The organism is Verrucomicrobiia bacterium, from assembly GCA_035946615.1.
Classification (GTDB): domain Bacteria; phylum Verrucomicrobiota; class Verrucomicrobiia; order Limisphaerales; family UBA8199; genus DASYZB01.
In genome coordinates this window covers 13,707-29,114 of record DASYZB010000062.1, presented here as the reverse complement: position 1 = coordinate 29,114, position 15,408 = coordinate 13,707, and the positions used below count along the sequence as shown (strand labels likewise).

At 57.7% G+C, this 15,408-nt stretch carries 10 protein-coding genes; 6 read left to right on the top strand and 4 right to left on the bottom strand.

Annotated features, from left to right (window positions below):
• The first annotated feature begins 159 nt into the window (after nucleotides 1-159).
• The 3 genes from VG146_09780 (at nucleotide 160) to VG146_09770 (ending at nucleotide 7,484) form a co-directional block, all read left to right on the top strand.
• Entirely contained in the window at nucleotides 160-3,945 is a 3,786-nt protein-coding gene (locus tag VG146_09780) for a DNA polymerase III subunit alpha (GenBank protein HEV2392639.1), read from the top strand.
• Nucleotides 3,946-4,166: 221 nt separating this feature from the next.
• Nucleotides 4,167-6,293, top strand: a complete 2,127-nt coding sequence (locus VG146_09775) for a right-handed parallel beta-helix repeat-containing protein (GenBank protein ID HEV2392638.1) — start codon at nucleotides 4,167-4,169, stop codon at nucleotides 6,291-6,293.
• A gap of 135 nt (nucleotides 6,294-6,428) precedes the next feature.
• A complete protein-coding gene (locus tag VG146_09770) occupies nucleotides 6,429-7,484 on the top strand; it encodes a C-type lectin domain-containing protein (GenBank protein HEV2392637.1) in 1,056 nt (351 codons plus the stop codon).
• A 6-nt stretch (nucleotides 7,485-7,490) separates the two neighbouring features.
• On the opposite strand, the gene VG146_09765 is transcribed toward VG146_09770, so the two are convergent.
• Both VG146_09765 and VG146_09760 read right to left on the bottom strand, forming a co-directional pair.
• A complete protein-coding gene (locus VG146_09765) occupies nucleotides 7,491-8,003 on the bottom strand; it encodes a hypothetical protein (protein HEV2392636.1) in 513 nt (170 codons plus the stop codon).
• A 251-nt stretch (nucleotides 8,004-8,254) separates the two neighbouring features.
• Nucleotides 8,255-8,641 carry a hypothetical protein gene (locus tag VG146_09760; protein ID HEV2392635.1) on the bottom strand — a complete coding sequence of 129 codons (387 nt, stop codon included), beginning with the start codon at nucleotides 8,639-8,641 and terminating at the stop codon, nucleotides 8,255-8,257.
• A gap of 565 nt (nucleotides 8,642-9,206) precedes the next feature.
• On the opposite strand from VG146_09760, the gene VG146_09755 reads away from it, so the two are divergent.
• The 3 genes from VG146_09755 to VG146_09745 all read left to right on the top strand — a co-directional run bounded on the left by VG146_09755 (nucleotide 9,207) and on the right by VG146_09745 (nucleotide 11,895).
• Entirely contained in the window at nucleotides 9,207-10,436 is a 1,230-nt protein-coding gene (locus tag VG146_09755; GenBank protein ID HEV2392634.1) for a M20/M25/M40 family metallo-hydrolase, read from the top strand.
• 207 nt (nucleotides 10,437-10,643) lie between these two features.
• Nucleotides 10,644-11,066 carry a polymer-forming cytoskeletal protein gene (locus tag VG146_09750; protein HEV2392633.1) on the top strand — a complete coding sequence of 141 codons (423 nt, stop codon included), beginning with the start codon at nucleotides 10,644-10,646 and terminating at the stop codon, nucleotides 11,064-11,066.
• Nucleotides 11,067-11,175: 109 nt separating this feature from the next.
• Nucleotides 11,176-11,895 (top strand): polymer-forming cytoskeletal protein, encoded by a 720-nt coding sequence (locus tag VG146_09745; GenBank protein ID HEV2392632.1) that lies wholly within the window; start codon nucleotides 11,176-11,178, stop codon nucleotides 11,893-11,895.
• On the opposite strand, the gene VG146_09740 is transcribed toward VG146_09745, so the two are convergent.
• Together VG146_09740 and VG146_09735 are read right to left on the bottom strand one after the other, a co-directional pair.
• Nucleotides 11,865-13,271: a TonB-dependent receptor gene (locus tag VG146_09740; GenBank protein HEV2392631.1), complete on the bottom strand. Its 1,407-nt coding sequence runs from the start codon at nucleotides 13,269-13,271 to the stop codon at nucleotides 11,865-11,867. The genes VG146_09745 and VG146_09740 overlap by 31 nt on opposite strands.
• A gap of 278 nt (nucleotides 13,272-13,549) precedes the next feature.
• Entirely contained in the window at nucleotides 13,550-15,232 is a 1,683-nt protein-coding gene (locus tag VG146_09735; protein ID HEV2392630.1) for a glycosyltransferase family 39 protein, read from the bottom strand.
• Between the last annotated feature and the right edge of the window lie 176 nt (nucleotides 15,233-15,408).

Sequence of the window (15,408 nt, the reverse complement as noted above, 5' to 3'; positions counted from 1 at the left end):
CCGACGTGAGGAGGCTTTGATCGATAGGAAAAACCCATCAAAATGTGAGTCTTCGTCCAGCCTCCTCACGTCGGCTCCTACAATTCTAAAACGCATTCTTAATAGAAAGTGAACATCTCGTGCTTGCTCCGCCGCGAGCCGAGGCGGTAATTTGATGTCATGGCGCATGCGGAGTTTGTCCACTTACATTTGCACACCGAGTATTCCTTGCTCGATGGGGCCTGTCGGCTGGACCGGCTGATGGACAAGGCGCGCGAGCTGAAATTCCCCTCGCTGGCCATAACGGACCACGGGGTGCTTTACGGCGCCATTGATTTTTACCAGGCGGCTCGCGACAAAGGCATCAAGCCCATAATCGGGTGCGAGGTGTATGTCGCCCCGGGCAGCCGGCTGGAAAAGAAGAGCAGCAGCGGTGGACGGGATGTGTATCATCATTTGGTGCTGCTTGCCAAAGATGAGACCGGCTACAAAAACCTCATTCGGCTCGCCACCGCCGCGCATCTGGAAGGTTACTATTACAAACCCCGAATCGACAAAGAGCTCCTGGCCGCCCATAAGGAAGGGCTCATCGCGCTCTCCGGCTGCCTGGCCAGCGAAATCCCCGAGGCCATCCAAAGAGAGCAACTCGCCAAAGCCCGCGATTCCATCGATTGGTTCAAGCAGACGCTGGGACCTGAAAATTTCTATCTCGAACTGCAAAACCACGGCATTGCCGAGCAGGAAAAAGTTAACCGGCACCTGATCCCCTGGGCCGCGGAATTCGGCCTGAAGCTGGTGGCCACCAATGACGTCCATTACGTCGAGAAAAGCCATTCCCACGCCCACGATTGTTTGATTTGCATCGGCACCCAGACGCTGCTCAGCGACACCAAGCGCATGAAGTACGCCCAGGAACAGTTTTATCTGCGCTCGGCTGAGGAAATGAAGACGCGTTTTGCAGAAAAACCCGAGGCGGTGCAAAACACGCTCGAAGTGGCCGAACGCTGCAATGTCGAAATCCAATTCAACACGCTCCATTACCCGGTGTTCGATCCGCCCCCGCCCTTCACGCGCGACAGCTACCTGCGCCGCCTTTGCGCCGAAGGTTTGAAGAAGCGTTACGGATTGGAAGCGCGAGTCGAGGGAACGGAATTTGTTCTCGAGCGCGTTACTGAACCCCAGCGGCTGCCGCCAATCGCCGGGCCGGAAACGGCAGGCGGACCGGCGCGCGCCAATGGAGACAAGGGTTCAACTGCGGGGACTGCCGCGGACACTGAACCAGATGGGGAGCAGGCCACCCCGTCCAGCTCCCCCAACCTTTCAGAATCTGAAGCGGCCGCGGCGGCCCAGGCGGTCATGAATCGGCTTCAAACCGAACTCAAGGTCATCGAAAAGACCGGGTTTATCAGTTACTTCCTGATCGTCGGCGACTTCGTCCGTTACGGCCACCAGAAGGGCGTTGCTTGCGTTGCGCGCGGTTCGGCCGCCGGTTCGATTGTGACGTACCTGCTGGAAATCTCCAATGTCGATCCCATCCGGTATGGGCTCCTGTTCGAGCGTTTTTTGAATCCCGAACGCGTGAACCCGCCGGACATCGACATCGATTTCGCCGATGACCGCCGCGCGGATGTTATCGAGTACGTCCGGCAGAAATATGGGCGGGAGGCCGTCGCGCAGATCGTCACCTTCGGCACGCTGGGCGCCAAGTCTGTGGTGCGCGATGTTGGGCGTGTCATGGGTTTGAGCTATGGCGAGTGCGACCGCCTGGCGAAGATGATCCCGTTCGACTTGAAAATGACTCTGGAAAAGGCGCTCAAGCAATCACCGGAGCTGAAACAGGCCTATGAGAGCGAGGAAGTCACGCGCGAATTGATCGACACGGCCATGGCGCTCGAAGACCTCTCGCGCAACGCCAGCGTCCATGCCGCCGGGGTGGTTATTGGCGATCAACCCCTGGTCAACTTGCTCCCACTCAAGCAGGATGACGACGGCGGCATTGTCACCCAGTACGCCATGGGGCCCGTTGGCGACCTCGGCCTGTTGAAGATGGACTTTTTGGGACTCAAGACATTGACCGTCATCCGCAACACCTGCGAGTTGGTCCACAAGACCAGGGGTATCGAGGTTCCTATCGATCATTTGCCGTTGGATGATGCCAAGACCTACGACCTGCTCAATAGAGCCAATACATTGGGGGTGTTCCAACTGGAATCCGGCGGCATGCGGGATTTGTGCCGCAAGTTCGAAATTAGCTCGATCGAACACATCACGGCGCTCATCGCGTTGTATCGGCCAGGGCCGATGGAGCTGATTCCCGAGTTCATCAGCCGGCGCCACGGCGAAGTGAAGATTGAATACGCGCACCCGTTGTTGGAACCCATTTGCCGTGAGACCTACGGCATCATGGTGTACCAGGAGCAGGTCATGCAGGCGGCCCAGGCCCTTGCCGGCTACACCCTCGGCGGCGCCGACCTCCTACGCCGCGCCATGGGCAAAAAGAAGACCGAGGAAATGGCCAAACAGCGCGAGATTTTTGTTAAAGGCGCCGCGCGCGTGAACAACATCCCGGCTGGCAAGGCCAACCAGATTTTTGATTTGCTCGAAAAATTCGCGGGCTACGGCTTCAACAAATCGCACGCCGCCGCCTACGCAATCGTCGCCTATCAAACCGCGTATCTCAAAGCCAATTACCCGGTCGAGTTCTTCTGCGCGATGATGACCAACGACATGGGGGACACCGAGAAGCTCAGCCAATATATCGCCGAGGCGCGGGCGATGGGCATCGAGGTGCTGCCGCCCGATGTCAATGAAAGCCAGGTGCATTTCGCGCCAAACAAGCCGGGGGCACAGCCGGCGCCGGCGGCTGCCAACGGCTCGAACTGCCATCCCATCCCGGAACCGACAGGGCAAAACGCCTCCTCTGCCATGGCGATTCGCTTCGGACTGGCTGCCATTAAAGGAATCGGCGAAGTCGCAGTCGAATCCATCCTCAAGGCGCGCAACGAGGGCGGCCCCTTCCATTCGCTGGCGGACATGTGCCAGCGCGTCGATGGCCGCACGATTAATCGCAAGGTCCTAGAAGCCCTCATCAAATCCGGCGCCTGCGATGGCTTCGGCAAAACCCGGGCCGGATTGTTTTCGCAGATTGACAGAACACTGACCCGCGCGGCGGGCATCATCTCCGACCGCCAACGGGGCCAGAGCTCGCTGTTTGGCGCGCTGGAAAACAAATCCTCCGCGGAGCCGGAAGCCGACACCGCACTCGAGGAATGGCCGGAGCACGAAATGCTGGCGCAGGAAAAGGAATTGCTGGGTTTTTATGTGACCGGCCACCCGCTCACGCCTTACGCGGCTATACTCGAGAAATATTCCCTAACCAACACCAAAACCCTCGCGCAATTACCCAACCGCGCGCTGACCCGGCTCGGGGGAATGATTGCGGCGGCGCAGAACGGTGTGTCGAAAAAATCCGGCAAACCTTACTCGATATTGACCCTCGAAGACCTTGAAGGTTCGGTGCAAATCCTGTGCATCAACGAAAACTACGAGAAGAACAGGGAGCTGCTCCAGGTTGGCAAAGCCGTTTTCGTTGTCGGCGAGGTCAACATCGGCGATGAGCGGCCCAAGCTTTTTCCGCAGGAAATCATGGCGCTGGAAGACGCCCCGCGGCGATTTACCAAACAAGTCCTCCTGCGGCTTCACACGGCTCATTTCAGCCCGTCAACCCTTGAGCCGGTGCGCGCGCTGGTTGAGGCCCATCCGGGCAAATGCCCCTTATATCTTTGTTTTATCCGTCCCACGGGGCAGAAGGTCATTGTCGAGACGCACGAAAAGTTCTTCGTAGCGCCCTCGCGCCAATTGCAACAAGCCGCCAATGAACTCCTGGGTGATGACGCCTATTTTGCAAAGGCCGACCCGACCTTGCCCGAACGCCCCCCTCGCCGTTGGAACGGAAACTCGAATTAGGCACTCTATCATCCAGACGCGAATCACATCCCATAAGGCGCATCTAACTTCGGATTCTCATGATTTCTTTTCTCAGAGCGTGTTTTGGAAATGGCCGGCTCTCCCTTGGTCCTCGTTCTCGAAACACCTGGAAAATCGAGAACGTGGAGGATGGCGGCGCCATTTTTTTAAAACGTGCTCTCACGTCGTCTTATGTTCCTCCGGCAATTCGCTCGCTGCTCATGAGATTTCCCCGGTTGCCCTTGGTGGGTTTCGCATCGTTCGTGGTCACCGTCTCTTCAGGCGTCGAGCCTGCCCATGCACCCGAAAAGGCAGTCGCTCCCCTGCCCTTGCGAACCAACGTCAGCATCCGTCTGGCATTGCCTCCCTGGCCGGCTCCTGGCCTGACCCTGCATGTTTCTTCACAAGGCAACGACGCGGGAAACGGCTCTGCAGAGCAGCCGTTCGCCAGCCTCCAAAGAGCGCGCAACGAAATCCGGACGCGCCGCCACAGCGGGTCCTTGCCCGCCGGCACGGTCGAGGTGCTGGTGCACGGCGGCGCCTATCATGTGAGCCGAACCTTCTCAGTCTCGGAAACCGACTCAGGGACTGAATCCGCGCCCGTGGTGTTTCGTGCGGCGCCTGGTGAGCAGCCAATCTTTTGCGGCGGCACGCAATTGACTGGCTGGCGCAGGCTCTCCGACGCCGACGGCTATGCCCTGCTCCCGCCAGAAGCGCGGTCCAAAATCTGGCTCGTGAATTTGCGGGCTTTGGGCATCACCCATCTCCTGCCATTGAAATTGGGCGGGTTCGCCAGTGGTAACGGTTTTCAAACGCACCCTGCGCACGAGCTGTTCTTCAACGGGCAGGCCATGCTGCTGGCCCGCGGCCCCAATCAGGGGTTCTTGCACATCAGCCAGGTCGCGGTCAAAGACGGCACCAAAGGCTACGATCGCCAAGGCAGCAAAACCGGCAAGTTCTTCTACGAAGGCGACAGGCCAAGCCGCTGGGCCAATGAGCCGGATTTGCTGCTCTACGGCTATTGGTTTTGGGATTGGGCTGATTCCTACGAGCGCGTGGCCAGCATCGCTCCGCGCCAGCGATTGATCACCCTGGCTCAGCCTTGGCACACCTATGGTTTCAGCGTCGGCGCGCCGTTTTATGCCGTGAACGCCATGAGCGAACTGGACGCCCCGGGCGAATGGTACCTGGACAGCAAGGGTGCCCAGGTGCTTTTTTATCCCCCCTCCGATCCGCGGCGGGCCACCATCGAGTTGTCCAGATTCGATGCTCCAATGGTCAACCTCGACAACGCCTCCTGGGTATGCTTTAGCGGCGTGACCTGGGAGTTCGGCAGCGCCGATGCCATCCATGTCCGCGGCGGTGCGCATTGTCTGTTTGCGGGGTGCGTCGTGCGCCACTTTGCTGGGAACGGCGTTGAAATTCGGGGCGGCCACCAGCATGGATTACTTGCTTGTGATATCTACTCCATGGGCCGTGGGGGAACACTGATTTCTGGTGGAGACCGCAAATCGCTCGAACCAGGCGGGCACTTTGTCGAGAACTGTGACATCCATGATTTATCTCGCATCGACCACACCTACACCCCCGCCGTAGTCCTCGATGGTGTCGGCAACCGGTTAGAACATAACCGGATGCACGACATCCCCAGCAGCGCCATGCGCGTCGCTGGCAACAACCACAGCATCCAATATAACGAGGTGTATAACGTCGTCACGGAATCGGACGACCAGGGCGGCGTCGATATGTTTGCAAACCCCACCTTCCGCGGTAACGTTTTTCGTTACAATTATTTTCATCACATCGGCAACTGGCGCGCTGCCGGCGAACAACCCAAGTGCGGCCAGGCTGGCATCCGCCTCGACGACGCTATCTGTGGAACGCTGATTTATGGAAATGTCTTCGAACGCTGCTCGGCGGGAAAACTCGGTTTCGGTGGAATCCAAATTCATGGTGGAAAAGACAACGTCGTCGAGAACAACCTCTTTATCCAATGCGCGGCCATGGTGAGCTGCTCCCCGTGGGACAGTAAACGCTGGCGCCAATATGTTGCAACCTCCCTGGAATCCCCCGAAATTGATCCAACACTATACCTGCGAAAATATCCTGACCTGGCCCAACTTGCTGAGAACCCAAACCGCAACCATATCCGCCGAAACCTGGGGTGGCGTTGCGGAGAATTGTTAAGGCGCGCCCCCGGCAATCTCGATGCAGAGGACAACGCCATTCTCCCGGATAAGGAATTCGTGTGGGACCCGGTGAAATTTGAATTGAACCACCCCGGCTTTGACCCCATCCCGTTCAAGGAAATCGGCCTTTATGCGGACGCCCGCTTTTTGACACGTTGAGATTTAAACCCCCAGATTTGACACTCGGCTCGGGGGGGGGGTACACTTGGCAACCTTATGCTTAGCCGCCTTGAGAGAATCTTGGTTCTTGCCACCCTTTTACTCGCCCCACAGGCTATAGCTCTTCCGGTTCCTTTGAGCCCGCTAATCCTTAACACGAATAACAACCATGAGTACCTGTTGTTGAAAAATGCCGTCTGGACCGACTCTGAGGCCGAAGCGGCCTTGATGGGCGGGAATCTTGCCACGGTCCGTAATCAAGCCGAACAGGATTGGATTCTCAATACTTTTGGGAGTTACGGCGGCAATCAGCACCTGCTATGGATTGGCCTCAACGACACCAACGTGGCCTTCGATTTTACGTGGCTGAGCGGCGAACCGTTTACCTACTCGAACTGGGCCGCAGGGGAGCCCAATAATGCCGGAGGGGTTGAAAGGTATGTGGCGATGTACTACCCAAACTTCAACCAGCCCGGAAAGTGGAATGATTGGACGAATCGGTTGCACGACCCTTCCGGCCTGCCATTAAATGGCGTCGTCGAGGTGATCCCGGCTTTCCCGTTTGTCCTAACGGCGTTGATGCTCAACCCGGGGAACAACCATTATTATTTGCTTCTCACCAACGCGAATTGGACAGAATCCGAGGCGCTGGCCGAATCAGTCGGCGGCCACTTGGCTACGGTCAGGGATCAAGCCGAGCAGGACTGGATTTTCAACACGTTTGGCAGCTATGGGGGACAGCAGCGGCTCTTGTGGGTCGGGCTTAACGACGCGGCGCAGGCATTCGATTTCACTTGGGTGAGCGGCGAACCGCTCACCTACACAAACCGGGCTTCGGGTGAACCGAACAACACTGGAGGAATCGAGCGTTACGTCGTAATATACTATCCGAATTTCAACCAGCCTGGCTCCTGGAACGATTGGAGCGACCGGACTGCCGACCCTATTGGCCTTCCGTTCAATGGCGTTGTCGAGATCATCCCTCGGCTCGCCGTCTCCCGGCAGAACGGCGCTGGTCTGCAGTTTTCATGGCCGATAGCGATGCCTAATGCAGTATTGGAAGGCACGACCAATTTGTCGGTCCCCTTTTCCCCAGTATCTTATACGCTCCTCACCAATGCGGCCGCCGGGACATTCAGTGTGGCAACTCCTGCATCGGTCCCCCAGATGTTCTTTCGTTTGCGACCCTGAGGGTCATTAATTACGGTCCAGGCTCCACTGCGCCGTCGGCGACCACAACCGATTAATCGCCTTCAAAATGCGCTCGTAGCCGGGCGGGAACTTCACCACGATCAACGTCGCGTAAAACGGATAATAGAATGCCCATTCGGGAGCCGCGATGATCTCAGGCTCCACCTTCCCGGGGATGACCAGGCCCTGCCGCAACAATTCGACCGCTTCACCGGGCTCGCGATATGGCTGAGTGACAACCACGTGTGACCTGTTTTTGGCCTCGTAATAGCAGGTGCAGTGATCAAAACAATGCTGGAAGTTGTCGCAATTCCTTGCGGCCATCATTTTCATATCCAGTGACGCACCATCGGTGTCGCTGACAAGCCCCCAGGCGTGGACGAATTCAGCCTCAAGTTCTTCCGCGATGCTCAAGGCCGCATTACGCATCAAGCCGTTGGGAACTTCGAGCAGCCGCCAAACCTCGCACTGTCGTGCTCTAAACCGCTTGGAAGGCGCAGGTTTCTCGGTCTGGTTCATATCGCTCTGCCCATAGACACTTTGAAATAGCAGGTTTTAGGCCAGATAACATTCAAAAGCATTTGCTTTAGAAACCCTTTCCCTGCCCTCATTGATCAGGTCAGCGATTTGCGCCATCGCTGACGTTCAATCGGTCGCCAGCCGTGAAAAAATGGTCGCGCAAAGAAATTGCCACGCCGTCGAAATCCAAATGTCTTCAGGAACGGCGCCACGCCCTTCCGAACCACCGCATCGATGCTCTCGGTTGTGTTTCACACGGTTTCGTATGGCAACTGATCCGCTGGAACTCCAACGAAATCAGGTTCCGGCATGGCTGACAAACGGAAGGCCTTGATAGTCTTCCATCCACCGATCAAGGCCTTGCACACCCGATGCATGCCATCCATAACGCGCCCCTCGGGATCGAGGATAATCGGATGGTCCAAACTTGTCTGGTTAATCAACAGGGTGTGTTCCGCGACTCGCCGGCACGTTGGAGGAGCGCCATTAGAAGAGAACCAGAAAACCTCGTCGAGTTCCCGGATATTCTGGAGAGGCAACTCGATAGGCTCCTGCCCCGAGGTAAGACGGATCAACCGATCAACGTCCCACGCCAGCAACCCGCGCTCTGAGTGGCGCATGTGATATTGTTTTCTCATTTCTGCATGGCAGCATCAGGCCGCGCTGTAAATCCCTTGAACCCCGGCCGCTTGTTGCTCTGCAATTTCACCCGCCTGCTCATGACCGGTCGAAAATGGCGTGCGCCCAATGTTCAGGCCGAAGCTTTCGTCCAGCGCGCTGAACTGGCCCAGACCGAGACCAATACAACCAAGAGGAGAGCTTCTGAAATAGATGCCCGCGTTCGATTCGTTTGCGCGCCGGGGAGGCTAAACCAGGAGCGCCTCAGAAGAAAGCGAGTAGTCCCTAAATTAATTGTTTCCGGCTTAACCGGAAACATGCAGAACGAAACGGAAAGAAACAGGAATAAACGGAGAGAACGGAATTTTTGAAGCACTTTTGTGGGCAACAGAGGCACAAACGGCGCCTCACCGTCCAGTGACCAGCCACAAGGGTGCAAGACACAGTGTCGGCTTTCTGTTCACGCTCCGCTTTCTGTTGTCTCCTGTTCAAACTGAATCGTTACGCCTTAGACTTACGCATGTAGAACTCCCTCCCTTACCGCGCAGTTGACCGGCCACCGCTTTCTTTGCACCCTCAGCGCCCATGCAAGAACCAGGCGCTATCCAGCATTATCTCGAAAGCCAGATGCCTGCCGCATTGCAAATGCTCCGCGAGATGGTCGCGATCAACAGCTTTACCGAAAACCGCCAAGGCGTGAACCAACTTGCCCGGTTAACAGCAACATCCTTCGCGCCACTCGGGTTCAGGCCGCAATTCGTCCCCGCAACAAACCCGCGCTATGGCGATCACCTGGTGCTCACCCGGCCTGGCCGCTCAGCCCGGAACATCGCGATGGTTTCGCATCTCGATACCGTCTTTCCTCCCGAAGAAGAAGCCGCCAACGGCTTTCGCTGGATGCACGAAGGCGACCGCATCTATGGTCCGGGAACCAATGACATCAAAGGCGGCACGGTGATGATGTGGCTGGTGCTCTCGGCCTTGCGCAACAAGGCGCCGCAGGTATTCGATGAACTCACCTGGAACCTCCTCTGGGACGCGGCTGAGGAAACCTTTGCGCCTGATTTTGGCGGCCTATGCTGCCGCAACCTCAACGACAAGACACTGGCGGCGCTGGTCTTCGAGGCCGAGGGTCGCTCCGCCGCCAACAGAATGCTCGTGGCCGCGCGCAAGGGCCGCGCTACATGGCGCATTACCGTCCGGGGCCGGGGCGCGCATGCTGGCGGAAAGCACGAGCATGGCGCCAACGCTATCACGCAATTGGCCCTCACGCTGCAGCAATTGGCTGCCCTGACAAACTACGCCCGCGATCTCACCTTCAACGCCGGCACAGTCTTAGGCGGGACCGTGCTCAACCGGGTCCCACACGAAGCGGTTGCCGAAGGAGAGTTTCGCGCGTTTTCAGCCGAAACCTATGAACAGGCCAAGACCCAGGTTTTAGCCCTCGCCGGCTCGGGCGCAATTGCCAGTCCTGCCGACGGCTATCCCTGCGCGGTCTCAGTGGAAATTACCAGCGAAACTCGCCCTTGGCCCCGCAATGCGGCTACGGACCGTTTGATAGACCTCTGGCAACGGACGGGGCGCCAACTCAAATTGCCGGTTGGCCTCGAGGAGCGCGGCGGCCTCAGTGATGGCAATCTGCTCTGGGATGTCGTTCCCACCCTCGACGGCCTCGGCCCGTGGGGCGACAACGACCATTGTTCGGAGCGTACGCCAGACGGTTCGAAGCTCCCCGAGTTTGTCGAGGTAAGTTCTTTCGTGCCCAAGGCGCTGCTGAACACGATGGCCATTTCGGCGTTAGCGGATTTATTTTGATTCTTGTTCCATTCCTGGCGGATCGAACCCGGTCTGGCCGTGGCACGGGCCTCTCGCCGGTGGGGACTCGGGCATGATGCCCGAGCCACGGTCTGAGGCCCGTCTGCGCTAGGAAAATCCTAGGTAGTGGCCGCGAGGTTTCGCTCTGGTTTCCAACCCCGGATGGCTAAACTTCAATTCCGAAAGCAAACAATCATATCGACCAACATGAGCATTCCATCCAATAACAACAATGGGTCCAAGAACGTTCTCAACTCCGATGTCGAGGTCAAAGGCACCCTGAAATTCTCCGGTGACCTGACCTTTGACGGGAAGCTGGACGGCGACATCGCTTCGGAAGGCACTCTGAGCCTGGGGGATAACGCTATCATCAAAGGAACAATCGACGTCGGCTCGGTCATCGTGCGCGGCAAAATAACCGGCAATGTTATTGCCAAGGATAAAATCGATATCAAGGCCAAGACCGAGCTGTTTGGCGACATTCGCGCCTCGAAGCTGGTCATCGAAGAAGGAGTCACCTTCGTCGGCAAGAGCGAAATCAATCCAAACAAGGTTTCTCCGGCTGTGCCCCCAACCCGCGGCGGAGATATCCCCAAGGTCAATTCACCGGTCAAAGCCCCGGGCCTCTAATTCTCCAACGCAAGGGCTTTTGAGGAAGGCCCAGGCGGGAAGGGATGAGCCTGAAGGATGAGGATGAACTCGCTTCAAGCCTCATCCTTCAACCTTTGCCTGAGACCGCATGCCAACGATGCCTGTAACCAAGGACACCATTGCGGTCTCATGCCCTAAATGCGGCCATAGCCAGCGTGAACCACGCGAGGCCTACTCGACCCTCTGCAAGAAATGCCACGAGCATTTCCGCGTCCAGGAGACGCTCCGCCCGGCATCCAAACCCGTTCAGACCGTAATCCGGGTTAGGAGCGTTCTTTGTTTTCAGTGCGGCACCGAACTCGATGTGCCTTTAGCGGCCGAATCCACAATGTGCAAACGTTGCAGCAGCCATGTGGACCTGCGCGATTACGTCGTCAACAAGACCGTCTCGAAGAATTTCCGGACTTACGGGCGGCTGGTAATTGAGGACAAAGGGTATGTCCTGAACACCGATTCGCGGGTCGGCGAGGCGGTGGTCAAAGGCCGCCTTATTGGCAAACTGGTTGCCGAACGCACTCTGGAAATTCACACCAACGCCAATATCAAAGGCGCCTTCAGCACAGGCCGTTTGATTATCCCTGCGGGCCACCATTTCCGGTGGCCCGAGCCACTCCGGCTGGGTGGCGCAGACATTTCAGGCGAATTAGCGGCCAACTTGTGCGCCTCCGGCACGGTGCTGCTCCGCGCCGCTTGCCGTTTGTTTGGAAACATTGAGGCCGCCAACCTCGTGGTCGAAGCCGGGGCCGTCTTCGTCGGCTGCGCCAAGATTGGAAGGGCTTACCGGGCTAAGTGCGCTTCGCCCCGGTAACCGAACAGCCGATGGGCCTTGATTGCCTCAACAATTGCCGGCGGCACCAACTCCTCCCAACCTGGTTCGCCCGACTGGATGCGCCCCAGCACCTCGCGGTGGCGGATGCGCAACAAGTCCGGGTTCGATGTGCGAATTTGCTGGATATAGCCGTTTTCCAGCAGATGCGCATACAAATGTTTTAAATGGGGCGCCACCGGATAATTATCCGCTGTGATCAACTGCCCCGAGGGAATGTCCAAATGCGGATAGACATAAAGGCGCGCTGGATTCTTGAAAAGTTGTCCCAGGCCGCCCAACAGGCCCCCTTCGCTTTCGTTGTAAAAACTCTCATCGAAAATTTCTTTGAGATTCGAGGCCCCCAGCGCAATGCCCAGGGGGCGCTTGGTGTACCGGGACAAGTAGGAGGCCAGGCGATGAAACCGGCGGAAATTCGAGACCAGCACCGTTTGGCCCAATGCCCGCAGGGTATCGGCGCGTTGCAAAAAATCATCGGTATCCACCACGTCGCCGGACATCAGGTGGCGCAGGGTCATCTCCATTAAGACTACCGGTGCTTGGCCGCGGAGTGCCGGCTCTTGAACAAACTTCTCGAGACCGCGTTCGAGCACGTCAATGCTGGCCTTGGTCACTGGCCGGAAGCTCCCGCGCAGGACCAGCGCTGGTTTGTCGTAAAGGGCTTCCGCCCATTGAATGGCTTCCCCCTGCGCGGTGAACATCGCAGCTTCCGTGAGCCCTCCCCGGACCAATTGTAGCGCCATCAGCCGATTATCCACACCCCCAAAAGCTGGCCCGGCAAAGCGGACCATATCCACTTCAACGCGTTCCCAGGTCAGGTCATCCAATAGCGAGCGAATTAATGCCTCCGGCTGCGGGTGCGAGTAGAAAGTCCCATACGCCAGGTTGACTCCAACGACCCCCAGGGCCTCTTGTTGCCGCACATGCTCCTTATCCAGCATCCGCAGGTGAATATAAATCTCGGACGGCTCGGCCCCCGGTTCCGCCTGGAACTTAATGCCCAACCACCCGTGGCCGCCCTCGCGGCGTGTCGTCACCGTGTCGGCGAATGCGAAAAAGGCACTGGCGCCGCCGCGTTTATCACCAAGCCGCTCGAGGAGCAGATCGTACTCGTAATCGAGCATCGCTTTGAGCCGGCGCCGGCTCACATACCGGTCCGTGGGCCCGTAAATGGCGTCGCTGACCGCCATGTCATACGCTGAGATGGTTTTGGCGACGGTCTTGGCAGCCCCGCCAACCCGGAAGAACCAACGCGCGACCTCCTGGCCCGCTCCAATCTCGGCGAAAGCCCCGTACCTCTTGGCTTCGAGGTTGATCTGCCTCGCCTTTTGGCTGGTATCCAGGTGTTCGTTGGTCATGTTAAAAAACACTACTGAGGAGTCCCTAACTTGAACTACATCTTCAATCTGCCGATGTTGAGCGACTCGGCTTCTCGGTTTCGGCATTCACGGTATCAGTTTCGCCACCGAAGGCAATACTCCGCCGTGAGCATGATGACCATACAGACACGAGCGCGCAGAACCGCTCAAGTTGTGGGTAATGACAAGGACTTCAGCCGGGTGGCGGGCAAGGTAGCGAGTGGCTAGCCGCTTCAACGGCTTCTCGGCGTTTCTGTCGCGGTCACGCGCGCGAAGCCTCAAAAGCCGTTGAAACGGCTCAATGCTCTCCCGCCAGGAGAATCACCCGTCTGAAGCCGGCTGTTAATGAGAGAACCGGATGGAACGTAAATGCGCATCACACCTCCGACGTCGCCAATCAACCGATACTCCTGATGCACATAATCGAGGATCGCCGGGGCATATGATTGCATGTCTGCCTCCGCGGTGGTCAGCACAATAGTAGGCGGATTGTTTCGCGCCTGCTGAATCAGGGCTTGGTGTTCCGCCAGGGTCTGGTCGCCGGGCCAGAGGTAATTCCAGCGCGTGGGATTCGGGCGATTGCACAAGAAGTAGAACATCGGCTGGTAAGGAAGGCAAAGGATCGGGTGACCCGGCGGAGCCAATCTTTGCAAGCTCTCGACCAAAGCTTTGAGATTATCGGCGCCCGGCAGGCGCACGCCTGCTCGTTCGAGGGGCACCCTATCTGCAGCCGGCAAGGCTGGGCACAACAACGCCGGCGTTAAAAGCCACAGAAAACAAAGCACGGCGGTTGACGCCAGACCGCAGATGATGGTCTTGGCAAGCACGGACGCGGAGTGGTTCTTGTACGCTTGGGTGACGATGTCCACGAATGGCGCCTGAATTGCCTTGAAACATAAGGCGCACAAAATGAAAAAGGGCGGCAAGGTTATAAGGAGATGGCACAGGTCCGACCGGGCGAGCACTTGGCAATAAAACAAGGCCGACCACGCCACCAGGAACGTGAGTGTGGCCTCTTGGAGACCGAAGCGTCCACGTGCAAAGCGCCGCGCCAATTCGAGCGCTGCGAGGATTTCCACAAGCGGCGCAAGGTAATAAAGCACCAGATACGCTTGGGGGCCAAAAGTCAGGCCGGAGCTGACGGAGGGAAAAGGTGAGGAGCTGGTTTTTGCATAAATGGTGAGCGGGAAGACAACGAGCTGTTTGAACATGTCGGGCAAGGCGCCCTTAGCCGTCCAATAAATTCCAAAAGGCAACAGGACCGCGATGAGGCCGGACGCCCAGAAAGCAACCACCCGCTTCATCTCCGGCTTGGAAATGGGAACCCCGCGGGCGTAGTTCAATGCCAGGCTGTAAACGAGCGTCGAGACCGCAAGGTAAAACCCCTCATCCTGCCGCAGCAAAACCGTGCACCCGGCCAAACACCCAGCCGGAAACGCGAGATAACGACGGCGGCCCAGGGTCGCGCGGAAATAGAAAAGGACGGACGCCAGCGCTGCCGCGATGCCTTGCCAGGGAGCAAAAGGAACGAACCCAAAATAGGGCAGTCCCAGAATAGTCGCCGGGAGGGCTGCAGCCAGGGATAAGGCGCGGCCACAGAGATTGCGCGAGATTCCATAAATCAGCAAAGGAATCAGGATGAATAGAGAGAGCCCCAGTATTCGAAGCGAGCAAAGTGATGTGCCAAACACTTTGAATGTGATTGCAGCGGTATAAAAGGAGAGCGGGGGCTGGAGGCTGACGAAATCGCGGTTGGGCACCTGTCCGTCCAGCACTCGAGCGGCGCCATAAGCCAGCAGGCCCTCGTCGCCCAGGTCAAGGCCTGAACGGAACCGCGGCAGCCCAATGAAAAGACAAACCGACACCAGCAACAAGATGGCCATCATATCGCCAATAAAGGGGTTTTGCCTCACTCCAACGCGCCCAATCGCCTCGGCTGGATAGCTGGCCTTGCCTGGCATTGTTTCCCTCGATGCCCGAGTTTTGAGCGAACGAGACGTCATGGAGTTGGCGATACGACGGTCCACCGGATGGTCAGCGATGAGGCAGAAGCGGAGTCATGGCCATTTGTTCAGATCTCTTTAGGGTGTTGCGCCTACAGCCCTATCAAATGCCACCCCGCGGCGCAATCATTTCG